Consider the following 24,843-nt stretch of genomic DNA (forward strand, 5'->3'; position numbering starts at 1 on the left):
CTGTCCTCTTACTGGGTGGCTTCTTCGGCCTGTTTGAAATCGAGCACGTCTTTCGGCGTGACCATGTCGCCCTTGTCGTTGCCCCACGAGTTGCGCTCGTAGGTGATGACCGCGGCGATATCGACCTCCGACAGCTGCTTGCCGAAGGCGGCCATGGCGGTGCCGGGCTTGCCGTTGAAGACGATGTTCAGGTGCCCCTCGGGCTCGCCGGTGGCGATGGCCGAGCCCTTGAGCGCCGGGAACATCGGCGGCAGGCCCTCGCCGGTGGGCTGGTGGCAGCTGGCGCAGTTGGCCTGGTAGACCTTTTCGCCACGGGCGACGAGTTCTTCGAGGGTCCACTCCTTGCTGGTCAGCTCGGCGAGCTTGGCGGCCTCGGCCTTCTTCTCGCCGAGCCAGGCGGCGTAGTCCTCCTGCGACTTGACCTCGACCACCACTGGCATGAAACCGTGGTCCTTGCCGCACAGCTCGGTGCACTGGCCGCGGAACAGGCCCGGTTGCTCGACGCGGGTCCAGGATTCGTTGACGAAGCCGGGGATGGCGTCCTTCTTCACCGCCAGTTCCGGCACCCACCAGGAATGGATGACGTCGGCGGCGGTGATCAGGAAGCGCACCTTGGCACCGGCCGGAATGACCAGCGGCTGGTCGACTTCCAGCAGGTAGTGCTCGCCCTTGGGCGCCTGGTTGTTGATCTGCTCGCGCGGGGTGGTGAGGTTGCTGAAGAACTCGACGTCTTCGCCCAGATACTTGTAGTGCCACTTCCACTGGTAGCCGGTGATCTGGATATCGACGTCCGACTCGCTGGCATCGTAGATGTGCAGCAGCGTGCGCGTGGCCGGCACCGCCATGCCGATCAGGATCAGCAGCGGAATGACCGTCCAGAGCACTTCGACGCGGGTGTTCTCGTGGAAATTGGCCGCCTGCTGACGGCGCGAGCGGCGGTGGGCGATCATCGACCAGATCATCACGCCGAACACCAGCACGCCGATGACGACGCAGATCCAGAAGATGGTCATGTGCAGGTCGAACACCGAGCGACTGACGTCGGTGGCACCCGAGCGCATGTTCACGTCCCAGGCGGCACGGGCCTGAGCGACGGTCGCTAGCAGCCCAAGCCCCATCCAAGCGCGTGGATGTCGAGACATTGCGGGTTCCCCTTATGATTCTTGTTCTGGGCCAACCGCTCGGTTACGTCGCTTGCCTGACGGCATGTCTCGGGGCGTCTTGCCCGCGAAGCCGGTGGGTGTTGCTTCGGAACCGTCACCAACCTGGTCGCTGCACTACGAGATCGGTGCAAGGCACAGGAGCCTTGTCGATCTGCTACCGGCGAACCCGGTCGGCGTTTGCACGCACGGTCGGATTGCTCAATCAGGTACGCCTGACTCGGAGTATAGACAGCGATCCGGTGTAGGCAATTCAGGCGCCAGAGCGCTCTACCTCGGCCTTCTGCGGGTCGTCGTTCTTTTTCACGCCACGAATGTTCATCGCCGCCAGACAGACCTGCAGGGTGATCAGCGCCCAGGCTTCGGCATACCAGCCCCAGATCACCCAGAGCAGGTTGCTCAGCAGAAAACAGCAGAAACCGACGAAGCGCCGGCCCGGTCGCAACGAACCGATCAGCCAGGCAGCCGTCACCGTCACCACCATCGCCGGCCATTGCAGCAGGTCGATCCAGTCCACATTGCCTCCAGGCTCGGGGTTCAGGAATTGGTGCCGTGGCGAGTGCAGATAGTTCCTCGCTGGCGCCACGAGCGGACCGGCGATCTCCGCGGGCACCATCTAGGGGAGCCTCCGTGCACAAGCTGATGTAACAGGCTCGGTCCGCCAGCGCCTTCGGTGGATAAGCGGAGCGTTATCCACCCTACGGTTATCCGCGCGTAGGGTGGAAAACCGCACAGCGTTTTCCACGCGTCTGCCGGCGCCAGCACGCGGACCGGCGCTCTCGGCGGGCACCATCTAGGGGAGCCTCCGTGCACAAGCTGATGTGACAGGCTCGATCCGCCAGCGCCTTCGGTGGATAAGCAGAGCGTTATCCACCCTACGGTTACCGTGCGTAGCGTGGAAAACCGCACAGCGTTTTCCACGCGTCTGCCGACGCCAGCACGCGGACCGGCGATCTCGGCGGGCATCATCGAGGGAAGCCTGCGTGCGCAAGCCGATGTGCCAAGTTCGCCCCGCCAGCGCCTTCGGTGGATAAGCAGAGCGTTATCCACCCTACGGTTACCGTGAGTAGGGTGGAAAACCGCACAGCGTTTTCCACGCGTCTGCCGGCGCCAGCACGCGGACCGGCGATCTTCCCGGGCATCATCGAAGGGAAGCCTGCGTGCGCATGCCGATGTAACAGGCTCGATCCGCCAGCGCCTTCGGTGGATAAGCGGAGCGTTATCCACCCTACGGTTATCCGTGCGTAGGGTGGAAAACCGCGCAGCGTTTTCCACGCGTCGGATGGCACCCGCACGCGGCGCTCGTTGGGCGGAGCCTCAGAGCAGGTTCATCTGCCGCCCCGGCGGGGCGAAGCGGCTGCAATCGAGACCCTGGTTCTGTTCGCGGCGGTGGAAGCCCAGGCGCTTGCTGGCCAGGCGGAAGCGCTGGGCGAGCAGCTCGGCGAACTGGCCTTCGCCGCGCATGCGGCTGCCGAAGCGGCTGTCGTAGGCCTTGCCGCCGCGCGACTGGCGCACCAGGCTCATGACGTGCTCGGCGCGCTGCGGGAAGTGTTCGCCGAGCCACTGCTCGAACAGCGGCGCCACCTCGTGTGGCAGGCGCAGCAGCACGTAGCCGGCCGAGCCCGCCCCGGCGTCGCGTGCCGCCTCGAGCAGGCGCTCGAGCTCCATGTCGTTGATCACCGGGATCATCGGCGCGCACATCACGCTGACCGGCACGCCGGCCTCGTGCAGGGTGCGCAGGGTCCGCAGGCGTGCGGTCGGCGCTGCGGCGCGCGGCTCCATGATGCGCTTGAGTTCGTCGTCCAGCGTGGTGAGGCTGACCGATACGCTCACCAGGCGTTGCTCGGCCAGCGGTACCAGCAGATCGAGGTCGCGCAGCACCAGCGAGCCCTTGGTGATGATGTGCACCGGGTGGCGGAAGCGCAGCAGCACCTCCAGCGCCTGGCGCGTCAGCCGTTGCTCGCGTTCCAGCGGCTGGTAGGCATCGGTATTGACGCCCAGGGCGATCGGCTGGGGTACATAGCCCGGCTTGCTCAGTTCGGCCTCCAGGCGTTCGGCCAGGTTGGTCTTGGCGATCAGCCGGGTTTCGAAATCGATCCCCGGCGAGAGGTCCCAGTAGGCGTGGCTGGGCCGCGCAAAGCAGTAAATGCAGCCATGTTCGCAGCCGCGGTAGGGGTTGACCGAGCGATCGAAGCCGACGTCCGGCGACTGGTTGCGGGTGAGTACGCTTTTCGCCGTCTCTCGGCGCACTTCGGTCGCCCGTGTCGGTGGGACCTCCTGTTCCCAGCCGTCGTCGAAGGCCTCGCTGCGCGTCGGTGCGAAGCGATTGTCCGGATTGATCGCAGTGCCGCGACCGCGGATGCGCGTGAGGGGAACGGTCATGTTCGCTCCGTCTGATACTGTTCATGCATACAGTAATGGGTGAGGCACCGCCTGGCCAGCCGCGAGCCTGGATCGGCGACGAGAGGGGACGACCGTCCGTCGGCCTGGCGAACCTTTTTGCCGTTGAGGTGGACAAAGGGGCTGATCGGGGTCGGGCGGCCAGAGGCTTGCTGTGCCGGCCCGGTGAAGCGTGCGCTGGCGACCAGACAGGGAGGACCGGAGCCTGCTCCGACCCGGCAGTAGTGCCCAGCGATGTTCATGCGCTTGCCTCGCGAACTGCCGTCCGGATTCAGGAGCCGACCATGCACACCACCCGTTCCTTTCACACCCGGGAAAACAATTTCGATTTCCTGCGCTTCTTCGCGGCGGCGCTGGTGCTCTTCGCGCACAGCTACCCCCTGGTGGGGCGTCGCGGGGATGAGCCACTGACGCTGCTGACCGGCTACGAGAAGGGCGGCTCCATTGCCGTCGGCATCTTCTTCGTCATGAGCGGTTACCTGATCACCTCGTCCTGGCTGGCCAGCAGCAGCCCGAAGAGCTTTCTGGTCAAGCGTGCGCTGCGGATCTTTCCGGCGCTCATCGTCGCGGTGCTGTTCTCGGCGTTCATCATCGGCCCGCTGGTATCGCAGGCGAGCGTGGCCCAGTACCTGGCCGCCGATGGCACCTGGACCTACCTGCAGAACATCCTGCTGGTCACGCGCTACGAACTGCCGGGCGTGTTCACCGAGAACGTCTATCCGTCGGTGGTCAACGGCTCGCTGTGGACGCTGCCGCTGGAAGTGCTGATGTACATCGGCGTGATGATCCTGGGGCTGACCGGCTTCCTCAAACGCCGGCTGATCTTCCTGCCGATTGCCGTGCTCGCGGTCGGGCACTTCTGGCTGGTCGGCCGGCTCGGCATCGACTCGTACTTCATCCGCAATATCTTCAAGCTCGGCCTGCTGTACTACAGCGGCGCGGCGATCTTCCTCTATCGCGACGACATCCCCTGGCGCGGCTGGATCGCCGGCGTGCTGACCGTGGCGCTGGTCGGCACCTTCCGCACGGACGTCGGCCCGCTGGTGTACTTCGTCGCCCTGCCGTACCTGGTGATCTACCTGGCCTACGCGCCGTTACCCTGGGTCTCGCGCTTCGGCAAGTACGGCGATGTGTCCTACGGGCTGTATATCTATGCGTTCCCGTTCCAGCAGCTGACGGTCTACCTGTTCGGGCCGCAGATCGGCGTGCTGGGGCTGACGCTGATCGCCTTCGTGCCGACGCTGATCCTCGCGGCGCTGTCGTGGCACCTGATCGAGGCGCCGGCGATGAAGATGAAGCGGCTGTTCGCCTCGCCGGCCCAGCCGGGACGGGCGACGCCGAAGGTTGAGGGTTGATTGGGTGATGCGAGGACGGCTCACCGGGCCTTCTGCTGTCGACGGCTGAGCGTTGCTGGCCCGCTTAGGGCTGCTTCCACGGATCGGGGCACATACCGAGCGGCCTGATGCCGTGGCTTGCTCCCGCGGCCGAATCTGCCGGCCGGGCCTGTGATAGCGCGGCGTCACCTCGAGACATATGCCGAGACCTCTCCTCAAACAAGGTGGAAAACGCTGCGCGGTTTTCCACCCTACGGTTCTCACCGTCCTGAAAGGGGCGTTTGGGGCGGCCTGGCCGGCCAAGAACGGGGTCGCCTAGGGAGTCCCATCGTGACTCGGTCGGGGGCCGAAACCCGAGGCATCAGCACAGGCGGCAATCGCCCTCAAGGCCAGCCAGAACGAAGTGGTGGCACCTCTCGTTCGTTCATCCCGCAGAAAACGAAAAACCCGCCAAATGGCGGGCTTTTCGTCTCAGCCGAGACGTATCACTCCGGCTTCTTCAACTTCGGATTGGGAAAGAACTGCACCGACTGCACCTGCGGGTTGGCCGGCTTGGGCTGGACCTTGTTGACCCGCGTGCCGAGTTCCAGGGGTACCGATTGCCCCTGGGCATTGAGCGTGTCGGCGTAGCCGCAGACCACGCATTCGCGGTGCGGCACACCATCGACGTCCCACATTTTCACGCTGTCCGGCTCGCTGCACGCCGGGCACACGGCGCCGGCGATGAAGCGCTTGGTCGGTTGTTCGGTTGCCTGGTTCATCATGCGGCCTCCTCCTGACTCAGCCCGAGGTGGCGCAGCAGGGCGTCGATGGACGGCTCGCGGCCTCGGAAATCGACGAACAGTACCATCGGCTCCTGGGAGCCGCCACGGGCGAGAATCGCCTCGCGGAAGGCCCGTCCGGTCTCGGCATTGAACACCCCTTCCTCCTCGAAACGCGAGAAGGCGTCCGACGAAAGGACCTCGGCCCACTTGTAGCTGTAGTAACCGGCCGCGTAACCGCCGGAGAAGATGTGCGCAAAGCTGTTGGGAAAGCGGTTTTCCCTGGGTGGGCGCAGCACCGAGACCTCGTCGCGGATCGCTTCGAGCACCTCGAGCACGCTGCGGCCGTCGCCGTGGGTGGCATGCAGTTCGAAATCGAACAGCGAGAACTCCAGCTGCCGCACCATCATCATTCCGGACTGGAAGTTCTTCGCCGCGAGCATGCGCTCGAGTTTTTCCTGCGGCAGCGGCTCGCCGGTCTGGTAGTGGCCGGAAATCAGCGCCAGGCCCTCGGGCTCCCAGCACCAGTTCTCCATGAACTGGCTGGGCAGCTCGACCGCGTCCCAGGCCACACCGTTGATGCCCGAGGCACCGGCGTGCTCGACGCGGGTCAGCAGGTGGTGCAGGCCGTGGCCGAACTCGTGGAACAGCGTGGTGACCTCGTCGTGGGTCAACAGCGCCGGACGCTCGCCCACCGGCGGGGTGAAGTTGCACACCAGGTTGGCGACCGGGCTGATCAGCCGGCCTTCGGCATCACGGCGCTTGTCGCGCGCGCCGTCCATCCACGCGCCGCCACGCTTGTTGGCCCGGGCATAGAGGTCGAAGAAGAAGCGGCCGACGTGCTCGCCGTGCTCGCGAATCTCGAACAGGCGCACCTCCGGATGCCAGGCGTCGAAGTCTTCCAGCTCGACGATCTCGATGCCGTACAGGCGCTGGACCACGGCGAACAGGCCGGCGAGCACCTTGTCGATCGGGAAATACGCGCGCAGCTCTTCCTGGTTCAGGCTGTAGCGGCTCTGGCGCAGCTTTTCGGCGTAGTAGCCGGTGTCCCAGCTCTTGAGCTCGTCCAGGCCCTGCTCGGCGGCAAAGGCGCGCAGTTCGGCCAGATCCTTCTCGGCGAACGGCTTGCTGCGTACCGCCAGGTCGCGCAGGAAGCCGAGCACCTGCTCGGGCGATTCGGCCATTTTCGTTGCCAGCGACAGTTCGGCGTAGCTGGCGTAGCCGAGCAACTTTGCCAGCTCCTGACGCAGGTCGAGGATCTCTTGCATCACCGGGCCGTTGTCGAACTGCCCGGCGTTCGGCCCCTGATCCGAGGCGCGCGTCGAGTAGGCGGTGTAGACCTCCTGGCGCAGGGCGCGGTCGTCGGCGTAGGTCATTACCGCGTAGTAGCTGGGGAATTCCAGGGTGATCAGCCAGCCGTCCAGGCCCTTGGCCTCGGCAGCCTGTTTCATCTGCCCCTTGGCCGAGTCCGGTAGGCCGGCCAGCGCGGCCTCGTCGGTGAGATGCTTGGTCCAGGCCTGGGTGGCGTCGAGCAGCTGGTTGGAGAAGCGGCTGCCGAGCTCGGCGAGCTTCATCTGGATCGCCCCGAAGCGCTGCTGCTCGACCGGCGGCAGGTCGATGCCCGACAGGCGGAAGTCGCGCAGCGAATGCTCGAGGATGGTCTTCTGCGCGACCTCGAAGCCGGCCGCGGCGGGCCCTTCGGCGAGCGCCTTGTAGGCTTCGAAGAGGGCGCGGTTCTGGCCCAGCTCGGTGTAGTAGGCCGACAGCTTCGGCAGGCACGCCTCGTAGGCGCTGCGCAGTTCCGGGCTGTTGCACACGGCATTGAGGTGGCTGACCGGGCTCCAGGCGCGGCCAAGACGGGCGTTCATCTCGTCCAGGCCGACCACCAGGGTCTGCCAGTCGAGGCGCTCGGCGGGGCGGCTGAGCAGTTCCTCGATGGCCACCCGGTTGTCACCGAGGATGCTGTCGATGGCCGGCTCCACATGCTCGGGGCGAATCTCGGAGTACGGCGGAAGATCGAAATCCTGTAGCAGGGGATTGTTGGCGCTCACGGGCGGGCCTCTTGCAATGAATCACGCGGTGCATGGTAACAGCACAAGAGACCGTGCCGCGGGGTCAGGGTGCCGGCGCCGCCATCGGCGCGCTGTCGTCGCGCTCGGCGTAGCGCTGGGCCATCACCGCGCAGACCATCAGCTGGATCTGGTGGAAGATCATCAGCGGCAGGATCAGCGGGCCGATCGCCGCACCGGTGAACAGGACCTGGGCCATCGGTACCCCGGTGGCGAGGCTTTTCTTCGAGCCGGCGAAGACGATGGTGATGCGGTCTTCGAGGTTGAAGCCCAGGCGCCGGGCGATGAAGCTGGTCAGCCACAGGACCAGCGCCAGCAGCGCGCAGCAGACCAGCGTCAGGGCGATCAGGCGCATCGGCGGGATGACGTTCCACAGGCCGCTGACCACCGCGTCGCTGAAGGCGGTGTAGACCACCAGCAGGATCGAGCCCTGGTCGACGTTCTTCAGCCAGTTCTTGTTGCGCGTGATCCAGGCGCCGATCACGGGCCGCGCCACGTGGCCGACGGCGAACGGCACCAGCAGCTGCATGACGATCTTGCCGATGGCATCGAGCGTCGAGCCGCTCTCGCCTTCGACGCCCATCAGCAGCATCACCAGCAACGGCGTGAGGAAAATGCCGAGCAGGCTGGAGGCGGCGGCGCTGCAGATCGCCGCGGGAATATTGCCGCGCGCCAGCGAGGTAAAGGCAATCGCCGACTGCACCGTGGCCGGCAGGGCGCAGAGGTAGAGCATGCCCAGGTAGAGCTCGGTGCCGATCAGCGGGGTGAGCACTGGCTTGAGCGCCAGGCCCAGCAGCGGAAAGAGCACGAAGGTGCAGGCGAACACCGTTAGGTGCAGGCGCCAGTGGCCGGCGCCGGAAAAGATCGCCTCGCGCGAGAGCTTGGCCCCGTGCATGAAAAACAGCAGGCCGATGGCCAGGTCCGTGAGCACGCCGAAGAAGCGGGCGCCATCGCCGTGGGCCGGCAGGAACGTGGCGGCTGCGACCACTGCCAGCAGCGTCAGGGTGAAGCGATCGAACAACAGGCGAAGAACGGACATACGGATACCAGCGCTTGCGGAACAGGAGTGGGCGACGTTAGCGTGCCGTTCCAGGGTCAGCTAACGTCAAACCGCCAACAAATGTCGCCTATCGGACAGCAAGGGGCCGCCGAGGCCCGTCTCAAAAAGCTCGAGCGCCTGCCGCGCCCGGTCTACGGCCAGCTCGACGCGCCGCCGAACACCGCGCTCGGCTATCGCCACAGCCACCCGTGGATCCAGCTCTCGCACGCGGTCAAGGGGGTGCTCGAGGTACGTACCGCGCAGGGCCGCTTCATCGCGCCGCCGCTGCGGGCGGTGTGGGTTCCGGCCGGCCTCGAGCATCAGGTTTTTTGTGCACCGAATACCTGCATTCGCAGCCTCTACATCGACGTCGCGGCGGTCGGGCCGACGCCGGGGCGCTGCCGCGTGCTGCAGGTCAGCCCGTTGTTGCGCGAGCTGATTCGTGCCTTTGGCGAGCTGCCGGAGGCCTACGACGAGGCCGGCGCCGACGGTCGTCTGGTGCAGGTGCTGCTCGACCAGCTCGGCGCTGCGCCGGAAGTTCCGCTGGTGCTGCCGCTGCCGGCCGATGCGCGCCTGCGCCGGCTGTGCCAGAACCTGCAGCGTCACCCCGATTCACGCCGCGGGCTGGGTGACTGGAGCGCGCGGCTGGGGTTGTCCGAGCGCACGCTCAGTCGCCTGTTCGTCCGCGAAACCGGGCTGACCTTTCGCGCCTGGCGTCAGCGCCTGCGCCTGCTCGGTGCGCTGCCGGCGCTCGAGCGCGGCGAGCGGGTCACCGATGTGGCGCTGGCCGCCGGCTACGACTCGCTGTCGGCGTTCATCGCCGCCTTCAGCGAGCAGTTCGGCGCCACGCCCGGCGAATTCTTCCGCCTGGCGCGACGGGGCGAACAGGGCCGCGGTTGACGCCCCGGGCGGCGAGCGCCGAAGCTGTCCGGCCCTTTTCAGCGGAGCCGCCCATGTCCATTCGCAGTTTCCAGCAGCACACCCCGAAGCTCGGCGCGCGGGTGTTCGTCGACCCTACTGCCGTGGTGCTCGGTGATGTCGAGATCGGCGAAGACAGCTCGGTCTGGCCGCTGACGGTGATCCGCGGCGACATGCACCGCATCCGTATCGGCGCGCGCTCGAGCATTCAGGACGGCAGCGTGCTGCACATCACCCACGCCGGGCCGTACAACCCGGACGGCTTTCCGCTGACGATCGGCGACGAGGTCACCGTCGGGCACAAGGTCACCCTGCACGGCTGCACGCTGGGCAGCCGCATCCTGGTCGGCATGGGCTCGATCGTGATGGACGGCGCCGTGGTCGAGGACGAGGTGATCATCGCTGCCGGCAGCCTGGTGCCGCCAGGCAAGCGCCTGGAGAGCGGCTATCTCTACGTCGGCAGCCCGGTGAAGCAGGCGCGCCCGCTGACCGACAAGGAGCGCAGCTTCTTCGCCTACACCGCCGGCAACTACGTCAGGCTCAAGGACGGGCACCTGGCCGAACAGGGCTGAGCATCAGCGCAGCTCGGCGAGGATCTCGAAGGCGCGGTGGCGGTCGGCGGTCTCGTAGAGGTCGCAGGTGAATATCAGCTCGTCGGCGCCGGTCTGCTCGAGCAGCACCTCCAGGCGCGCGCGGACCTTTTCCGCTCCGCCGATCAGCGCCAGGCCGAGGAAGTCGCCCACTGCCTGCTGCTCGTGCGGCAGCCACAGCCCCTGCATGCTCTCCACCGGCGGGCGCAGCACCAGGCTCTGCCCGCGGATCAGCGCGAGGATGCGCTGGTAGACGCTTGTGGCCAGGTACTCGGCGCGCTCGTCGCTGTCGGCGGCGATCAGCGGTACGCCGAGCATCACGTAGGGTTTGTCGAGCACCGCCGAGGGCTGGAAATTATCGCGGTACAGGCGCACCGCCTGGTGCATGTAGCGCGGTGCGAAATGCGAGGCGAAGGCATAGGGCAGGCCCTTGGCGGCCGCCAGCTGGGCGCTGAACAGGCTCGAGCCGAGCAGCCAGATCGGCACGTGGCTATCGACGCCGGGCATGGCGATCACCCGCTGGTTCGGCTGGCGCGGGCCCAGCAGCGCCTGCAGTTCCTCGACGTCGGCGGGGAAGTCGTCCGGGCCGCCGAGGCGATCCCGCCGCAGTGCCCGCGCGGTGAACTGATCGGCCCCCGGGGCGCGGCCCAGGCCCAGATCGATCCGCCCGGGATAGAGCGCCTCGAGCGTGCCGAACTGCTCGGCGATCACCAGCGGCGCGTGGTTGGGCAGCATCACGCCGCCGGCGCCGAGGCGGATGCGCTGGGTATGCGCGGCCAGGTAGCCGAGCAGCACGGCGGTCGCCGCACTGGCGATGCCGTCCATGTTGTGGTGCTCGGCGACCCAGAAGCGGGTAAAACCCAGCTGTTCGACGTGCCGGGCCAGTGCCAGGGCGTTGTGCAGCGCCTGGGCCGGCGTGCCGTCGTCGCGTATGGGGGCCAGGTCGAGTGCGGAAAAGGCGGTGTTCTTGATGCGGGACATCCTCTACCTCTCACAGGGGCGATGCGCGCCAACGGGCGCCGCACCGCCCGTTAAAATGCGGGCCGGGGCTAGTGGCAGTGGCGGAAATCGGCTTCGGCGAGCACCTTGCCGGTCGCGTCGTACAGCCAGCCCTGCGGGGTGAAACCCAGCGAGCGCGCCTGCAGCCGGTAGCGCTGGCCAGCCTCGAAGTGCTCGTAGCGTACCCACAGGGTGCAGCGAATGGTCTGCATGTCGCTGTCCAGGCCCCAGCCGCCACCGCCTCCTGTGACTTCGAAGTCGTAGCGTGCCTCGAGTTCATGCGCACCCGGCGGCACCTGGAAATAGCGACCGTCGGGCGTGCGCTTACCGTCCAGCCGGTCGGACATGAAGATATCGGTGACCTGGCCCTGCAGGTCGACCCAGGCCATGCCCGGATCGGGTTGTGGCAGCGGGCCGGCGCAGCCGGTCAGCGAAAGGACGGTGCAGGCGGCAAGAGTGGCGAGTGGCGAACGCATGGCGATGACCCTGACGAGCACGGCGCAGCGCGCCGGAAGTCATCCAAGCCTGGGCCAGTGGCGGGGCTTTTTCAACGCTCGGCGAAGTTGCCGCAGCCCTGTTCCTCGGCGCGGGTCAACTCGTAGCGGTGTACGTCCTGCAGCTTGACCGTCGGCCGAAAACCATAGGCGCCCCCGGCCAGGCGGTAACGGCTGCCCGCGGCGAAGCGGTCGTATTGCACGCGCACCCGGCAGTCGCGTTCGAGCGGCGGGCTGCCGCGACCGACGTCGGCGCCGCTGACCTCGAAGCGGTAGCGCACATCGAGGGTGTGGCTGCCGGGGCTGATCTGGAAGTAGCGGCCGTCGTCCAGTTCACGGCCGTCGACTGCCAGCGCCTGCATGTCGGCTGCCGGGTCCAGCTCGATCCAGGCCTGGCTGGGGTCGTGGCGAGGCATCCAGAGCGAACAGCCGCCGAGCAGCGAGAGGGCGACGAAGGTGAGGACGATACGCATCGAGGGCTCCAGGAGCGGCTTGCAGGAATGCTGCGGTGTGGATTTCGCCGCGGCGTCTTTGTAGGGTGCGCGGACCGCACCTGCCGACGCTGCGCCTCCCGCCAAAGGCTGCCCGATGACAAAGCCCAACGCCGCCCCCATCGACCTCCGCCGCCGGCTCTGGGTTCCCGTATTGCTTGCCGTCTGTCTGAGCGGCTGCAGCTACTACACGCAACTGGCCCAGGGCCACCTCGCGTTGCTGCGTCAGCGCGAGCCGGTCGCCGCGGTGCTCGCCGACGAGACGCGCAGCCCCACGCTGCGCCGGCGCCTGGCGCAGACCCAGCAAGCGCGCGATTTCGCCAGCGCGGTGCTGCAATTGCCGGACAACGGCAGCTATCGCAGCTATGCCGAGATCGGCCGGCCGTTCGTGGTGTGGAACCTGTTCGCCACCGAGCGCTACTCGGTGGAACCGCTGCAGCACTGCTTTCCCGTCGCCGGCTGCGTGGCCTATCGCGGCTATTACCGTGAGGCGGCGGCGCGTGCCGCGGCGGCCCGGTTGCGGCTCGAGGGCAAGGACGTGCAGGTCGCCGGCGTCGACGCCTACTCCACGCTCGGCTGGTTCGATGATCCGCTGCTCAGCGCCATGCTCCGCCGCGACGACGAGCAGCTGGCCGGGCTGATCTTCCATGAGCTGGCTCATCAGCAGGTCTACGTGCCGGGCGATACCGCATTCAACGAGTCGTACGCCAGCTTTGTCGAGCGCGAGGGGCTGCGCCAGTGGCAGCGCAGCCGCGGCCTCCTCGCGCCTGACGCCCGCCGCCAGGCGCGCTACCGCGAGCTGGTACAGCTGCTGCTGGCGACCCGCGAACGGCTGCGTGAAGGGTACGCGCGCAACCTGCCAGAGGCGGAACTCGCGGCCTTGAAGCAGGCCGAGTTCAGCCGCCTGCGGCGCGATTACCGGGCCTTGCGCGACCAGCATTGGGGCGGTGACCGGCGCTTCGACCGCTTCTTCGAGCAGCCGCTGAACAACGCCAGCCTGGTGCCGTTCGGGCTCTACGACGGCTGGGTGCCGGCGTTTGCCGCGCTGTATCGGCAACGCGACGGTGACTGGGCGGCCTTCCACCGGGCGGCGGCCGAACTCGCCCGGCTGCCGGCCGCTGAACGCAACCGGCGCCTGGCGCGCCTCGCCGAAGCGCAAGCGCAGCGCTGAATCCGCCTCCGACGCGGATTTGCATCGATCTTCGGGGAAAACCGCGGCGCATGTCCGCCAGACGGTACGAACGTTCGTCGGTCAACGGGGAATTGTCCGCGCGCCCGGCCGGTCACCTCTTGCAGGCCGCCATTGCCGCGGCGCTCACCAGCCTGACGACCCGAATCCGACAACGGAGGCTCCATGGAGACCATTTCCGGAATTCTCGACAACAAAGGCACGCCCCTGGAGAAGCAGAAATTCACATGGAAGGAAATGGCCGGGCAGCCCATCAGCAAACTCGATGACGACGCCTTCACCCGGGTGCGCATCATCCTCATGAACGGCGTGGAAACCGACGCGCTGCGTCTCAAGCACGGCATCGCCCGCTTCAACAAGGAGCTGCGCCTGCCACTGGCCGAGATCCGCCGCGTCGAGCAACACCAGGCGACCATGGTCAACTGGCTGATCGGCGCCGATCACTCGCCGCTGGAAACCACCGTGGCCTACGAGCAGGTCGCCATCGAGGTCACTGCCGCGGTGGCGCAGAACGAGCCCGACCCCTACCAGGCACAGACCTATCGCTACGGGCTGCTCGAGGATTTCGACCACCTGTACCGCTACGCGGCGATGCTCGATCGCCTGGAGGGCAAGGATGCCAACAACATCCTGCAGGGCTATACCGACATCGTGCCTGGCCGGCCCACCTCCGAGCATCACCGGCACCCGGAGAACGACATCCGGGACAACTACGAAAAGAACAGCGCGGCGCTGATCACCAAGATCCACGCGGCGCTGATCACCGGTGCCGAATACCAGACCCACGACTACTACCAGAACATCGGCCCGCTGTTCGCCGACCCGCTGGCGCGCCAGCTGTATGCCGAGATCGCCTCGGTCGAGGAGCAGCACGTGACCCAGTACGGTTCGCTGTCGGACCCCAGCGAGAGCCATATCGAGAAGTGGCTGGTCCACGAGGCGATGGAGGTCTACATGTACGCCAGCTGCGCCGAGCAGGAGACCAACCCGCGGATCAAGGCGATCTGGGAGCGCTTCCTCGACTACGAGCTGGGCCACCTCAACGTCGCCTGCGAGTGGTTCAAGAAGCTTGAAGGCCGCGACCCGGCGGAGGTCCTCGCCGGCCCGCTGCCGAAGATGGTCGAGTTCAAGAGCCAGCGCGACTTCGTGCGCAAGGTCCTGGCTGCCGAGGTCAACCTGCGCAGCTACGGCATCGAATACGTCGACAAGAGCAAGGAGCCGCAGTCCTCGCTCGATTACCGCAACCAGCTCAATTCGCAGGGTATCGCCGCGGACATCGTCTCGGCGGGTTACCAGTGGGCGCCCGGTGGCGAACTGATGCCCAAGGCTTCCTGAGCGAGGAGATCGACATGGCAACTGCAGCAAAAGTAGGTACCAATTTCACCGGCGTGCAGATGTCCCCGAAGGACACCAAGCGCCTGCTCGAAGCGGTCAACGAGATCCACCCGGATGTACCCGGCGACGAGACCGGCATGCTCATGGAGCGCGCCGAGCGCAGCGCCGAGGCCGGGCGCATCGGCTCGGTGCCGGTACCCGGCTCGGCCAAGGGCATGCTCAAGACCGGCTTCGACATGATGAAGGGCAAGAGCCCGGAAGTGTTCCTCGACAAGCTCGGCGAGCGCCTGGCCTACGAGCGCAACGGCGTGCGCCTGTACGAGGCGATGATCGCCAAGGCCAAGGCGCTGCATACGCCGGACGCAGGGCTGATCGACACCCTCACGCATATCCGCGACGAAGAGCACGAGCACATGATGCTGGTGCACCAGGCGATCGAATCACTGGGCGCCGACCCGACCGCGCAGACGCCCTGCGCCGATGTCGTCGGGGCCATGGCGCTGGGCATCGTCAACGTGCTGACCGATCCGCGGACCAACGTCGACCAGTGCTTCAACGCGTTGCTGACGGTGGAGCTGGCCGACAATGCCGCCTGGGAACTGCTGATCGAGCTGGCGCAGGCCGCCGGCCACCCGAACATCGCCGATAGCTTCGTCAAGGCGAAGACGCAGGAGGATGATCATGTGGTGAAGATCAAGACGCTGATGCGCCGCGATCTGGTGATGCAGACCAAGTGACGCCCGATGAGCCGTCTGGGAGGCGCCTGCGGGCGCCTTCTTTATTTGCCCGGGCGGTTGGCTTCGAGTCGCGCGCGTTTCCCGCGAACGTCCGCCCGGGCGCCCGGCGGGGCCGGAAGCTAGCGCCGGCAAGCTGCAGCGCCGGAGCTGCGCTTGGCGTATCCGGTAGGAGCAGGGCTCCCTGGCGGCTGCGCGGCAGGGCCGGATTGAGGCAGCGAACCGGAGCCTGCTTCTATCGATCCTGCGCTCCGGCGACTGGACAGCGCGAGTCATCCGCCTGGGCGAAGCCAGCATCCAGCATGCGTAGCGGCCCGCCTCTGGTGCATTTTGCATGCAGCGGGCACCGCGGCCTGGCAAACCACCGAGCCACAAAAAAGGGCGCCCGCAGGCGCCCAATGCACGCATCCCCTCGCGTCTAGTGCAGCACCGGCGGGAAACCGTTCGGCTCGGCACGCGCCGAGGTCAGCTCCGCTTCGGCCTTGCCGCGCATGGCGGCCGGCGGCGCGGGAAAGCCGCTGCGGTCGCTGTAATCCCATTCGATGGTCGGCTCGCGCTCGGCGTCCAGGCCCTTGGCGCAGCTGACGTCCAGCGCGGTGATGCCGGCCACGGCGCCGGCGGCGAGTGCCGCGCTGGCCGGTTGGTCACCGCGCTCGATACTCCAGCCGAGCCCGGCCAGATCGAGCGCATCGCCGCCAATGCGGCCATAGATCCACGGCCGCGGGTCATCGCTGAGGAGGATGCCAACCCCGGTGGCGATCTCGCGGATGCCGCAGGCGCGCACCACCGTCTCGCTCCCCGGCATGCCGATGAAGCGCGACACCTGCCGCGGTGCCAGCAGCTGGACGACGCCCAGGCCGATGCTGAACCAGCCCAGCCCGCGCGCCAGCGAGCGCGCCGAGTGGTTGGGCCGGGTGACTTGTCGTGGAATGCTCATAAGGACTCCTCGCTCGATAGGAAGACCCGGCCGACCCCCGCCACGGGGATCGGTGCCGTCAGGGTTTCAGGACCACCTTGATGCAGCCGTCATGCTTGTCGCGGAAGGTCTTGTACATGTCCGGACCCTGCTCGAGGCTGACGCTGTGGGTGATGACGAAACTCGGATCGATCTGCCCCTCCTGGATGCGCTTGAGGAGGTCGTCGGTCCAGCGGTTGACGTGGGTTTGGCCCATGCGGAAGGTCAGGCCCTTGTTCATCGCCGCGCCGAACGGGATCTTGTCGATCAGCCCGCCGTAGACGCCGGGAATCGAAATGATTCCGGCCGGGCGGCAGACGTAGATCATCTCGCGCAGCACGTGCGGGCGGTCGCTCTCCATCATCAGCGCCTGCTTGGCGCGGTCGTACATCGAGTCGATCGAGCGCGCCGCGTGCGCCTCCATGCCGACCGAGTCGATGCATTTTTCCGGGCCCTTGCCGCGGGTCAGTTCGGCGAGGCGCTCGAGGACGCTCTCCTCGTCGAAGTTGATGGTGATGGCGCCGCCGGCGCGCGCCATCGACAGCCGCTCGGGCACGTTGTCGATGCAGATGACTTGCTCGGCGCCCATCATCACGGCGCTGCGGATGGCGAACTGGCCGACCGGCCCTGCGCCCCACACCGCGACGGTATCGGTGGGTTGGATGTCGCACTGCGCCGCGGCCTGCCAGCCGGTGGGCAGGATGTCGCCGAGAAACAGCACCTGTTCGTCGGTCAGCCCGTCGGGCACCACCACCGGGCCGACATCGGCATAGGGCACGCGCACGTATTCAGCCTGGCCGCCCGGGTAGCCGCCGGTCAGGTGGGTGTAGCCGTAGAGCCCGGCCGTGGTGTGGCCGAAGACCTTGTCGGCGATGTCCTTGTTGCGGTTGGTGCGCTCGCACACCGAGAAATTGCCGCGTCGGCATTGGTCGCATTCGCCGCAGACGATGGTGAAAGGCACCACCACGCGGTCGCCGACCTTGAGTTTCTTGTTGTCCTTGCCGACCTCCATCACCTCGCCCATGAACTCGTGGCCCATGATGTCGCCGTGCTTCATGCCGGGCATGAAGCCGTCGTACAGGTGCAGGTCGGAGCCGCAAATGGCGCACGAGCTGACCTTGATGATGGCGTCGCGGGCGTCTTCGATGGTCGGATCGGGAACGTGGTTGTCGCAGCGGATGTCGTGCTTGCCGTGCCAGCGGAGCGCTCTCATCGGGGGTATCTCCTGGTCGGGTGTCTGTACCTGCCGCCGGGTCTCGCTCCCTGTCGCCTGGTGCGCTGCTGGCGCTGATTCTTCCTCTGCGTGCCGTGCGGCGTTTGCCTGTCAGATTTTTAGTGCGCCGCCCGCCAGCAGAAGTTGCCGCCGCCCTGACCGACGGAGATCAGGGCGCGAGCGCGCCGCCCAGCAGGGCGCTACCGAGCAGCGCGAGAAGCGCGCCGCAGAGCCGGTCGAGCGTGCGCACCCGGCGGCGCAGCCCGTTGCGCCAGCGCGGCCGGTACAGCAGGCGCACCAGGGACAGGTCCCAGAGCAGCACCACGGCGCCCATCCACAGCATCGCCAGGGCCAGCCCCCAGGCTGGCGTGGCGGCGTCGCGCAGCACACCGAAGAGCCCGGCGTAGAACAGCGGCAGCTTGGGGTTCAGGCTGCTGGCGAGCAGGCCCTGGAGGAGCCCGGCCAGCGCGCGGCCGCTCGCCTGCGCATCGCCCTCCGGCAGGCTCAGTTCGCGGCGCGCCAGCACGGCGGTTGCGCCGAGCCAGAGAAAGTAGCCGCCGCCCAGCAGCTGCAGCAGTCGGGTGAATGTGCTGCCGGCCTCGGGCAGCAGCGCGAGGGCGCCGAGCACCAGGAGCATCGAAGCGAGGTTGGCCAGGGCGATGCCGCAGGCGCAGCCGTCGGCCTGGCGGCGGCCGTGGCGCAGGGCCGTGCGGATCAACAGAAAGAAATCCGGCCCGGGCGAGAGCAGCGCCGCGAAGTGGGTGCCGGCAACGAGCAGGAACAGGGACATGATCACCTCCGGTCAGGAGCGATCAGTCTGTTCGGTGCCGGCGCGCGGGTATTGGAGGAAAGTCAGGTGCGTGCGGCCAGGCGGAAGCGACCTGGCGAGACGCCGGTGAAGCGGCGAAAGGTGGCGCTGAAGTGAGCCTGGTCGTAGAAGCCGAGGTCCAGCGCCACCCCAGCCAGCGGCTGGCCGTCGAGCAGGCGGCGCTTGGCCTCGCGCACCCGGCGCTGCAGCTGCCAGGTGTGCGGCGGCACGCCGTACTGCCGGCGAAACGCCTCGATCAGGTGGCGAGGGTGCCGCTGCAGCTCGGCGGCCAGGGCCTGCAGGCTGATCGACTCGTGGTAATGCGCATCCAGGTAATCGCGCAGCGCGGCGACGACCTGGTTGTCCCGGCATGCGGCGGCAAGCTCGGGCAGGCCGCCGTGGCGGGTGAAGACCAGCTGCAGCAGGGCCACCAGGCGGGATTCCAGGCCCAGCGCGTCGTTGCCGAGGAAGTCTTCGGCCAGCGCCGCCAGCCCGGCGGCGACGCGCCCGTCATCGGCCGGGTTGAGCTGGCGAAAGCCGCGCGGCAGCCGCTTGCGGCCGAGCAGTGCGGGCAGGCGCGATTCCTCGACGTAGAGCATGCGATAGATCAGCCGTGGGGATTCGGCGTGCCCGGTATGCGGCTCCTGGGGGTTCATCAGCGACAGCGTGCCGGCCGGCAGCGCATGCCGTTCGCCACGGCATCGATAGCCGCCGACGCCGCGCACGATGGCGCCGATGGCAAAGGCGTCGTGGCTGTGGCGGCCGAACGGCTGGCCGGAAAAGTCGGCATGAAACAGCTCGACGCCCGGCAGCCAGGCGCGAGCCAGCAGGCGGTTGCCGTCAGTCACGCCGCGGCCCGACCGAGGCGTAGCCCTGGCGGTAGCTGGGGTACTTCGGCTGCCAGCCCAGCGCCCGTGCCCGCGCGTTGCTGCAGCGCTTGCTGCCGGCGCGACGACTCATGCGCTGGTCGGCCCAATGGCTTACGCCCATGCGCTCGCGCAGCCAATCGACCACCTCGTGCAACGGCGCCGGTTCGTCGTCGACCCCCAGGTAGCAGGGCGCCAGCGCGGTGCCGGCGGCATCGGCCAGCAGCAGATGCGCGAGCAGGCCGGCGGCATCGTCGCGGTGCAGCCGGTTGCTGTACTGCGGCGGCTCGCGGTCGACCTGCAGGCCGGCGCGGATCTGGTTCTGCAACCAGGGCCGTGCCGGATCGTAGAGCCCGGCCAGGCGCACCACGGTGCCCGGCAGCCCGGCGCCGAGGGCCAGGCGTTCGGCCTCGAGCATCACCTGGCCGGTGTAGCCGGTCGGCTCGGTGGCCGACTCCTCGTCGACCCATTCACCGGCGCTCTGCCCGTAGACCCCGGTGCTGGAAACGAACAGCAGCCGCCGCGGCCGCTGGCCGCGTGCGTCCAGCCAGCCGAGCACGTGGCGCAGGCCGTCGACATAGGCCTGGCGATAGCCGGCCTCGTCGTGCTGGTTGGCCGAGGCGGCGTAGACCAGGTAGTCCAGCTCGCCGTTGGGCCAGGCACGTGGGCAGGCCTCGCTGTTGAGGTCGCCCTTGATCGGCAGGATCGGCACCGGCAGATCCGCCGCCTGCCGTCTGAGCCCGTAGACCCGCCAGCCCGCCGCGCTCAGGCGCATGCCCAGCCGACATCCCAGATCGCCGCAGCCGGCGATCAAAACGGAGCAACGCTTACCCATGGTCCTACGCTCCCTGTTGCTTGCTACCTGCGAGCCCGATTGAAAGTGTAATGCCGCGCGCCGGTTTCGTATGGCACGAAGATTCCGTGCAGCTGGCGTGCCAGTTGGTTCGCTGCAAAGCAAAGGCTATGCTTGGCGGCAACCTGATGGACGTTGACTATGACCCTGACCGAACTGCGCTATATCGTCACCCTTGCCCAGGAACAGCATTTCGGCCGCGCCGCCGAGCGCTGCCATGTCAGCCAGCCGACACTGTCGGTGGGCGTGAAGAAGCTCGAGGACGAGCTCGGCGTGCTGATCTTCGAGCGCACCAAGAGTGCCGTGCGCCTGACGCCGGTGGGCGAGGGCATCGTGACCCAGGCGCAGAAGGTGCTCGAGCAGGCGCAGAGCATCCGCGAGCTGGCGCAGGTCGGCAAGAACCAGCTGGCCGCGCCGCTCAAGGTCGGCGCCATCTACACCGTCGGTCCCTACATGTTCCCGCACCTGATCCCGCAGTTGCACCGCGTGGCGCCGGACATGCCGCTGTACATCGAAGAGAACTTCACCCACATCCTGCGCGACAAGCTGCGTACCGGCGAGCTCGACGCGATCATCATCGCGCTGCCGTTCCAGGAAGCCGACGTGCTGACCAAGCCGCTCTACGACGAGCCGTTCTACGTACTGATGCCGGCCGACCATCCGTGGACGGCAAAAAAGACCATCGACGCCGAGATGCTCAACGACAAGAGCCTGCTGCTGCTCGGCGAGGGCCACTGCTTCCGCGATCAGGTGCTCGAAGCCTGCCCGACCACACGCAAGGGCGAGGCGGCCAGCCACACCACGGTCGAATCCAGTTCGCTGGAGACCATCCGCCACATGGTCGCTTCCGGGCTCGGCGTGTCGATCCTGCCGCTGTCGGCGGTCGAGAGCCATCACTACGCGCCCGGGGTGCTGGAGGTGCGGCCGATGACGCCGCCGGCGCCGTTCCGCACCGTCGCCATCGCCTGGCGCGCCAGCTTCCCGCGGCCCAAGGCGATCGAGGTGCTCGCCGACTCCATCCGCCTGTGCTCGGTCGCCAAGCCGCCCGTGATCAACGCCTGAGCCGATGAGCGAACTGGCGGCGGTGCCGGTCACCGCGCTCAAGGGTGTCGGCGCGGCGCTGGCCGAGAAACTCGCGCGGGTCGGCCTGGAAACCCTGCAGGACCTGCTGTTCCATCTACCGCTGCGCTACCAGGATCGCACCCGCGTGGTGCCGATCGGCTCGCTGCGCCCGGGGCAGGACGCGGTGATCGAAGGCATCGTCGCCGGCGCCGACATCGTCATGGGCCGCCGGCGCAGCCTGCTGGTGCGCCTGCAGGATGGCAGCGGCACGCTGAGCCTGCGCTTCTATCACTTCAGCAACGCGCAGAAGGAAGCCATGAAGCGCGGCACCCAGCTGCGCTGCTATGGCGAGGCGCGCCCCGGGGCCTCGGGGCTGGAGATCTATCACCCCGAGTACCGCGCGCTGACGAACGATCCGGCGCCGGTCGAGCAGACCCTGACGCCGATCTACCCGACCACCGAGGGCCTGACCCAGCAGCGTTTGCGCCAGCTCACCGGGCAGGCGCTGGCGCGACTCGGCCCGCACAGCCTGCCTGACTGGCTGCCGGCCGAGCTGGCGCGTGAACACCGCCTCGGCGCGCTCGACGAGGCGATTCGCTACCTGCACCGACCGCCGCCGGACGCCGACCTCGAGGAACTCGCCGAGGGCCGTCACTGGGCGCAGCACCGGCTGGCCTTCGAGGAGCTGCTGACCCATCAGCTGTCGTTGCAGCGCCTGCGCGAGCGGGTGCGCGCCCAGCAGGCACCAGCGCTGCCACCGGCGAAAGCCTTGCCGCAGCGCTTTCTCGCCAACCTTGGTTTCGCCCCCACCGGCGCGCAGCAGCGCGTCGGCGCCGAGATCGCCTACGACCTGGCGCACGACGAGCCAATGCTGCGCCTGGTGCAGGGCGACGTCGGCGCCGGCAAGACGGTGGTCGCCGCGCTGGCTGCGTTGCAGGCGCTGGAAGCCGGCTATCAGGTGGCGTTGATGGCGCCGACCGAAATCCTCGCCGAGCAGCACTTTCTCAACTTCAGCCGCTGGCTCGAGCCGCTCGGCATCGAGGTCGCCTGGCTGGCCGGCAAGCTCAAGGGCAAGGCCCGCGCCACGGCGCTCGAGCAGATCGCCGGCGGCTGCCCAATGGTGGTCGGCACCCATGCGCTATTCCAGGACGAGGTGGTCTTCAAGCGCCTGGCCCTGGTGATCATCGACGAGCAGCACCGCTTCGGCGTGCAGCAGCGCCTGGCCCTGCGCCAGAAGGGCATCGACGGCCGGCTCTGCCCGCACCAGCTGATCATGACCGCGACGCCCATTCCTCGCACCCTGGCGATGAGCGCCTATGCCGATCTCGATACCTCGATCCTCGACGAGCTGCCGCCCGGGCGGACCCCGGTCAATACCCTGGTGATCGCCGACAGTCGCCGGCTGGAAGTCATCGAGCGGGTGCGCGCCGCCTGCCGCGAGGGCCGTCAGGCCTACTGGGTCTGCACGTTGATCGAGGAGTCCGAGGAGCTCACCTGCCAGGCCGCGCAGACCACCTTCGAGGAACTCTCGGCCGCGCTCGGCGAGCTGGCCGTCGGATTGATCCACGGCCGCATGAAGCCGGCCGAGAAGGCCGCGGTGATGGAGCGGTTCAAGGCCGGCGAACTGCAGCTACTGGTCGCTACCACGGTGATCGAGGTCGGCGTCGACGTGCCCAACGCCAGCCTGATGATCATCGAGAATCCCGAGCGCCTCGGCCTGGCCCAGCTGCACCAGCTGCGCGGACGGGTCGGGCGTGGCAGCGCGGCGAGCCACTGCGTGCTGCTCTACCACGCTCCGCTGTCGCAGATGGGCCGCGAGCGCCTGGCGATCATGCGCGAGACCACCGATGGCTTCATCATCGCCGAAAAGGACCTGGAGCTGCGTGGCCCCGGCGAGATGCTCGGCACCCGCCAGACCGGTCTGTTGCAGTTCAAGGTCGCCGACCTGATGCGCGACGCCGACCTGCTGCCGGCCGTGCGCGACGCGGCGCAGACCTTGCTGGCGCGCTGGCCGCAGCATGTCAGCCCGTTGCTCGAGCGCTGGCTGCGTCATGGCCAGGAGTACGGCCAGGTCTGACAAACCATCCGTCGGAACGAGGTTCCGCCAGGTGCGTTTGGCTATACTGCGGGCATTCTCTCGACGGACCCCTCTATGAACGCAGCTGTTTCGAACGAGTCCCCCGCCGAACTGTCCGCCTCCATTCGCAAGCTTCTCGACGACCTCGGTCTGGCCTATCGGCTGCACACCGAGCGCAGCGGGTTCGCCGCGCTGCGCCGCGTGCAGGCCGTGCTGCTCGAAGATGCCATCGGCTCGATGCTGGTGCTGTTTCCACAGGATCACCTGCTCGATCTGGCGCGCCTGACCGAGCTGACCGGCCGGCAGCTGGTGGCGGTCAAGCCCGAACGCCTGGCGCGCCTGCTCGGCAAGCACGAGCTGAGCAGTGCGCCGGCGCTGCCGCCGCTGACCGGCTCGCCGTGTCTGTATGAACAGCGCCTGCTGGAGCAGCCGCGGCTGCTTCTGGAAACCGGCCAGCCCGGTTTCTGGCTGGAAGTGGAGAACGACGCCTTCCGCCGGCTGGTCGACCGCTGCAGTGCCGGCAGCTTCAGCGTGGCGCTGCAGCAGATTCGCCCGAATCTCGATCGCCCGGATGACGACCGCGCCGAGATCACCCAGGCCGTGCAGAGCTTTACCGCCCGGCGCATCCAGCAGCGCCTGGAGCAGACCATCGAGATCCCGCCGCTGCCGCATACCGCGCAGCGCATCATCAAGCTGCGGGTGATGCCCGAGGCCACGGTGGACGACATCACCGGCGTGGTCGAGACCGACCCGGCGCTGGCGGCGCAGGTGATCAGCTGGGCGGCGTCGCCCTACTACGCGGCGCCCGGGAAGATCCGCTCGGTCGAGGACGCCATCGTGCGCGTGCTCGGCTTCGACCTGGTGATCAACCTGGCGCTGGGCCTGGCCCTGGGCAAGACGCTGAGCCTGCCCAAGGACCATCCGCAGCAGGCCACGCCCTACTGGCACCAGGCGATCTACACCGCCGCGGTGATCGAGGGGCTGACCCGGCTGATTCCGCGCGAACGGCGCCCCGAACCCGGCCTGAGCTACCTGTCGGGGCTGCTGCACAACTTCGGTTATCTGGTGCTGGCGCATGTATTTCCGCCGCATTTCTCGCTGCTGTGCCGGCACCTGGAAGTCAACCCGCACCTGCACCATTCGCTCGTCGAGCACCACCTGCTGGGCATTACCCGCGAGCAGATCGGCGCCTGGCTGATGCGCTACTGGGGAATGCCGGTGGAACTGGCCAACGCCTTGCGCTTCCAGGCCGACCCGAACTACCAGGGCAAGGATTTCGCCTATGCCAACCTGGTCTGCCTGGCGGTGCGCCTGCTGCGCAACCGCGGGATTGGCGAGGGGCCGCAGGAGCCGATTCCGCAGGGCCTGTTCGAACGCCTGGAAATCCGTCCGGACAAGGCCGAGGAAGCGGTGACCCGGGTACTCAACGCCGAGGCAGCCCTGCGCGCCCTGGCCCGGCAATTCCCCCACTGAGCCGGGCGGCTCCCGCCCGGGAG

Annotated in this window: 23 protein-coding genes; 9 read left to right on the forward strand and 14 right to left on the reverse strand. The window is 67.7% G+C overall.

Features of this window, described 5'->3' with window-relative positions:
* Positions 1 to 8 precede the first annotated feature (8 nt).
* The 3 genes from coxB to AC0KXH_RS00635 form a co-directional block, all read right to left on the reverse strand.
* Positions 9 to 1,142, reverse strand: coding sequence for a cytochrome c oxidase subunit II (gene coxB, locus AC0KXH_RS00625; RefSeq protein WP_041109149.1), 1,134 nt, complete (start codon positions 1,140 to 1,142; stop codon positions 9 to 11).
* 271 nt (positions 1,143 to 1,413) lie between these two features.
* Positions 1,414 to 1,644, reverse strand: a complete 231-nt coding sequence (locus AC0KXH_RS00630) for a hypothetical protein (protein WP_234458563.1) — start codon at positions 1,642 to 1,644, stop codon at positions 1,414 to 1,416.
* Between the two features lie 833 nt (positions 1,645 to 2,477).
* Positions 2,478 to 3,542 (reverse strand): PA0069 family radical SAM protein, encoded by a 1,065-nt coding sequence (locus tag AC0KXH_RS00635; RefSeq protein WP_041109147.1) that lies wholly within the window; start codon positions 3,540 to 3,542, stop codon positions 2,478 to 2,480.
* A gap of 302 nt (positions 3,543 to 3,844) precedes the next feature.
* Between AC0KXH_RS00635 and AC0KXH_RS00640 the strand changes: the two genes are divergently transcribed.
* On the forward strand, positions 3,845 to 4,915 hold the full coding sequence (locus tag AC0KXH_RS00640) for an acyltransferase family protein (protein ID WP_041109146.1): 1,071 nt from the start codon (positions 3,845 to 3,847) through the stop codon (positions 4,913 to 4,915).
* 464 nt (positions 4,916 to 5,379) lie between these two features.
* On the opposite strand, the gene AC0KXH_RS00645 is transcribed toward AC0KXH_RS00640, so the two are convergent.
* From AC0KXH_RS00645 to AC0KXH_RS00655, 3 genes are all read right to left on the reverse strand, one after another.
* Positions 5,380 to 5,655 carry a YheV family putative zinc ribbon protein gene (locus tag AC0KXH_RS00645; RefSeq protein ID WP_102847933.1) on the reverse strand — a complete coding sequence of 92 codons (276 nt, stop codon included), beginning with the start codon at positions 5,653 to 5,655 and terminating at the stop codon, positions 5,380 to 5,382.
* Positions 5,655 to 7,706, reverse strand: coding sequence for an oligopeptidase A (prlC, locus tag AC0KXH_RS00650; protein WP_488223967.1), 2,052 nt, complete (start codon positions 7,704 to 7,706; stop codon positions 5,655 to 5,657). Before prlC ends, AC0KXH_RS00645 begins: the two co-directional genes overlap by 1 nt.
* Positions 7,707 to 7,770: 64 nt before the next feature.
* A complete protein-coding gene (locus tag AC0KXH_RS00655; RefSeq protein ID WP_061338254.1) occupies positions 7,771 to 8,763 on the reverse strand; it encodes a bile acid:sodium symporter family protein in 993 nt (330 codons plus the stop codon).
* A gap of 81 nt (positions 8,764 to 8,844) precedes the next feature.
* On the opposite strand from AC0KXH_RS00655, the gene AC0KXH_RS00660 reads away from it, so the two are divergent.
* Entirely contained in the window at positions 8,845 to 9,663 is an 819-nt protein-coding gene (locus AC0KXH_RS00660; protein WP_488223968.1) for an AraC family transcriptional regulator, read from the forward strand.
* Between the two features lie 53 nt (positions 9,664 to 9,716).
* Positions 9,717 to 10,253, forward strand: coding sequence for a gamma carbonic anhydrase family protein (locus AC0KXH_RS00665; RefSeq protein ID WP_061338253.1), 537 nt, complete (start codon positions 9,717 to 9,719; stop codon positions 10,251 to 10,253).
* A gap of 3 nt (positions 10,254 to 10,256) precedes the next feature.
* Here the strand turns inward: AC0KXH_RS00665 and AC0KXH_RS00670 are convergent, their stop codons facing one another.
* The 3 genes from AC0KXH_RS00670 to AC0KXH_RS00680 all read right to left on the reverse strand — a co-directional run bounded on the left by AC0KXH_RS00670 (position 10,257) and on the right by AC0KXH_RS00680 (position 12,237).
* Positions 10,257 to 11,252 (reverse strand): LLM class flavin-dependent oxidoreductase, encoded by a 996-nt coding sequence (locus AC0KXH_RS00670; protein WP_200290214.1) that lies wholly within the window; start codon positions 11,250 to 11,252, stop codon positions 10,257 to 10,259.
* A gap of 68 nt (positions 11,253 to 11,320) precedes the next feature.
* The gene (locus tag AC0KXH_RS00675; protein ID WP_041109274.1) at positions 11,321 to 11,746 is read right to left on the reverse strand and encodes a PA0061/PA0062 family lipoprotein; all 426 of its coding nucleotides are present in this window, start codon (positions 11,744 to 11,746) and stop codon (positions 11,321 to 11,323) included.
* 71 nt (positions 11,747 to 11,817) lie between these two features.
* A complete protein-coding gene (locus AC0KXH_RS00680) occupies positions 11,818 to 12,237 on the reverse strand; it encodes a PA0061/PA0062 family lipoprotein (protein ID WP_404717956.1) in 420 nt (139 codons plus the stop codon).
* A 115-nt stretch (positions 12,238 to 12,352) separates the two neighbouring features.
* On the opposite strand from AC0KXH_RS00680, the gene AC0KXH_RS00685 reads away from it, so the two are divergent.
* The 3 genes from AC0KXH_RS00685 to AC0KXH_RS00695 all read left to right on the forward strand — a co-directional run bounded on the left by AC0KXH_RS00685 (position 12,353) and on the right by AC0KXH_RS00695 (position 15,516).
* On the forward strand, positions 12,353 to 13,426 hold the full coding sequence (locus AC0KXH_RS00685) for an aminopeptidase (RefSeq protein ID WP_488223969.1): 1,074 nt from the start codon (positions 12,353 to 12,355) through the stop codon (positions 13,424 to 13,426).
* A 183-nt stretch (positions 13,427 to 13,609) separates the two neighbouring features.
* The gene (locus AC0KXH_RS00690) at positions 13,610 to 14,779 is read left to right on the forward strand and encodes a hypothetical protein (protein ID WP_488223970.1); all 1,170 of its coding nucleotides are present in this window, start codon (positions 13,610 to 13,612) and stop codon (positions 14,777 to 14,779) included.
* A 14-nt stretch (positions 14,780 to 14,793) separates the two neighbouring features.
* Positions 14,794 to 15,516 carry a ferritin-like domain-containing protein gene (locus AC0KXH_RS00695; RefSeq protein WP_041109126.1) on the forward strand — a complete coding sequence of 241 codons (723 nt, stop codon included), beginning with the start codon at positions 14,794 to 14,796 and terminating at the stop codon, positions 15,514 to 15,516.
* A 415-nt stretch (positions 15,517 to 15,931) separates the two neighbouring features.
* On the opposite strand, the gene AC0KXH_RS00700 is transcribed toward AC0KXH_RS00695, so the two are convergent.
* The 5 genes from AC0KXH_RS00700 to AC0KXH_RS00720 form a co-directional block, all read right to left on the reverse strand.
* The gene (locus tag AC0KXH_RS00700) at positions 15,932 to 16,450 is read right to left on the reverse strand and encodes a hypothetical protein (RefSeq protein ID WP_061338250.1); all 519 of its coding nucleotides are present in this window, start codon (positions 16,448 to 16,450) and stop codon (positions 15,932 to 15,934) included.
* A gap of 58 nt (positions 16,451 to 16,508) precedes the next feature.
* Positions 16,509 to 17,681 (reverse strand): zinc-dependent alcohol dehydrogenase, encoded by a 1,173-nt coding sequence (locus AC0KXH_RS00705; protein ID WP_041109123.1) that lies wholly within the window; start codon positions 17,679 to 17,681, stop codon positions 16,509 to 16,511.
* A 169-nt stretch (positions 17,682 to 17,850) separates the two neighbouring features.
* Entirely contained in the window at positions 17,851 to 18,474 is a 624-nt protein-coding gene (locus AC0KXH_RS00710; protein ID WP_488224631.1) for a LysE family translocator, read from the reverse strand.
* A 59-nt stretch (positions 18,475 to 18,533) separates the two neighbouring features.
* A complete protein-coding gene (locus AC0KXH_RS00715) occupies positions 18,534 to 19,337 on the reverse strand; it encodes an AraC family transcriptional regulator (RefSeq protein ID WP_488223971.1) in 804 nt (267 codons plus the stop codon).
* Complete coding sequence (locus AC0KXH_RS00720) at positions 19,330 to 20,190, reverse strand: NAD-dependent epimerase/dehydratase family protein (RefSeq protein WP_041109119.1); 861 nt, start codon at positions 20,188 to 20,190, stop codon at positions 19,330 to 19,332. Before AC0KXH_RS00720 ends, AC0KXH_RS00715 begins: the two co-directional genes overlap by 8 nt.
* 159 nt (positions 20,191 to 20,349) lie before the next feature.
* Between AC0KXH_RS00720 and AC0KXH_RS00725 the strand changes: the two genes are divergently transcribed.
* From AC0KXH_RS00725 to AC0KXH_RS00735, 3 genes are all read left to right on the forward strand, one after another.
* A complete protein-coding gene (locus tag AC0KXH_RS00725) occupies positions 20,350 to 21,270 on the forward strand; it encodes a hydrogen peroxide-inducible genes activator (protein ID WP_041109117.1) in 921 nt (306 codons plus the stop codon).
* Positions 21,271 to 21,274: 4 nt separating this feature from the next.
* Positions 21,275 to 23,347 carry an ATP-dependent DNA helicase RecG gene (gene recG / locus AC0KXH_RS00730; protein WP_488223972.1) on the forward strand — a complete coding sequence of 691 codons (2,073 nt, stop codon included), beginning with the start codon at positions 21,275 to 21,277 and terminating at the stop codon, positions 23,345 to 23,347.
* A gap of 75 nt (positions 23,348 to 23,422) precedes the next feature.
* The gene (locus AC0KXH_RS00735; RefSeq protein WP_488223973.1) at positions 23,423 to 24,820 is read left to right on the forward strand and encodes an aminoacyl-tRNA deacylase and HDOD domain-containing protein; all 1,398 of its coding nucleotides are present in this window, start codon (positions 23,423 to 23,425) and stop codon (positions 24,818 to 24,820) included.
* Positions 24,821 to 24,843 lie beyond the last annotated feature (23 nt).

It is taken from the genome of Stutzerimonas sp. CXK-1, from assembly GCF_057738225.1.

What these genes read in the sequence shown, in the direction of transcription:
- AC0KXH_RS00665 (WP_061338253.1), top strand. Translation starts at nt 9,717, where the DNA reads ATGTCCATTCGCAGTTTCCAGCAGCACACCCCGAAGCTCGGCGCGCGG.
- AC0KXH_RS00670 (WP_200290214.1), bottom strand. Translation starts at nt 11,252, where the DNA reads ATGTCCCGCATCAAGAACACCGCCTTTTCCGCACTCGACCTGGCCCCC.
- AC0KXH_RS00645 (WP_102847933.1), bottom strand. Translation starts at nt 5,655, where the DNA reads ATGAACCAGGCAACCGAACAACCGACCAAGCGCTTCATCGCCGGCGCC.
- AC0KXH_RS00680 (WP_404717956.1), bottom strand. Translation starts at nt 12,237, where the DNA reads ATGCGTATCGTCCTCACCTTCGTCGCCCTCTCGCTGCTCGGCGGCTGT.
- recG (WP_488223972.1), top strand. Translation starts at nt 21,275, where the DNA reads ATGAGCGAACTGGCGGCGGTGCCGGTCACCGCGCTCAAGGGTGTCGGC.
- AC0KXH_RS00690 (WP_488223970.1), top strand. Translation starts at nt 13,610, where the DNA reads ATGGAGACCATTTCCGGAATTCTCGACAACAAAGGCACGCCCCTGGAG.
- AC0KXH_RS00655 (WP_061338254.1), bottom strand. Translation starts at nt 8,763, where the DNA reads ATGTCCGTTCTTCGCCTGTTGTTCGATCGCTTCACCCTGACGCTGCTG.
- AC0KXH_RS00695 (WP_041109126.1), top strand. Translation starts at nt 14,794, where the DNA reads ATGGCAACTGCAGCAAAAGTAGGTACCAATTTCACCGGCGTGCAGATG.
- AC0KXH_RS00675 (WP_041109274.1), bottom strand. Translation starts at nt 11,746, where the DNA reads ATGCGTTCGCCACTCGCCACTCTTGCCGCCTGCACCGTCCTTTCGCTG.
- AC0KXH_RS00720 (WP_041109119.1), bottom strand. Translation starts at nt 20,190, where the DNA reads ATGGGTAAGCGTTGCTCCGTTTTGATCGCCGGCTGCGGCGATCTGGGA.
- AC0KXH_RS00660 (WP_488223968.1), top strand. Translation starts at nt 8,845, where the DNA reads ATGTCGCCTATCGGACAGCAAGGGGCCGCCGAGGCCCGTCTCAAAAAG.
- AC0KXH_RS00635 (WP_041109147.1), bottom strand. Translation starts at nt 3,542, where the DNA reads ATGACCGTTCCCCTCACGCGCATCCGCGGTCGCGGCACTGCGATCAAT.
- AC0KXH_RS00725 (WP_041109117.1), top strand. Translation starts at nt 20,350, where the DNA reads ATGACCCTGACCGAACTGCGCTATATCGTCACCCTTGCCCAGGAACAG.
- AC0KXH_RS00640 (WP_041109146.1), top strand. Translation starts at nt 3,845, where the DNA reads ATGCACACCACCCGTTCCTTTCACACCCGGGAAAACAATTTCGATTTC.
- coxB (WP_041109149.1), bottom strand. Translation starts at nt 1,142, where the DNA reads ATGTCTCGACATCCACGCGCTTGGATGGGGCTTGGGCTGCTAGCGACC.
- AC0KXH_RS00705 (WP_041109123.1), bottom strand. Translation starts at nt 17,681, where the DNA reads ATGAGAGCGCTCCGCTGGCACGGCAAGCACGACATCCGCTGCGACAAC.
- AC0KXH_RS00685 (WP_488223969.1), top strand. Translation starts at nt 12,353, where the DNA reads ATGACAAAGCCCAACGCCGCCCCCATCGACCTCCGCCGCCGGCTCTGG.
- AC0KXH_RS00735 (WP_488223973.1), top strand. Translation starts at nt 23,423, where the DNA reads ATGAACGCAGCTGTTTCGAACGAGTCCCCCGCCGAACTGTCCGCCTCC.
- AC0KXH_RS00630 (WP_234458563.1), bottom strand. Translation starts at nt 1,644, where the DNA reads ATGGTGGTGACGGTGACGGCTGCCTGGCTGATCGGTTCGTTGCGACCG.
- AC0KXH_RS00700 (WP_061338250.1), bottom strand. Translation starts at nt 16,450, where the DNA reads ATGAGCATTCCACGACAAGTCACCCGGCCCAACCACTCGGCGCGCTCG.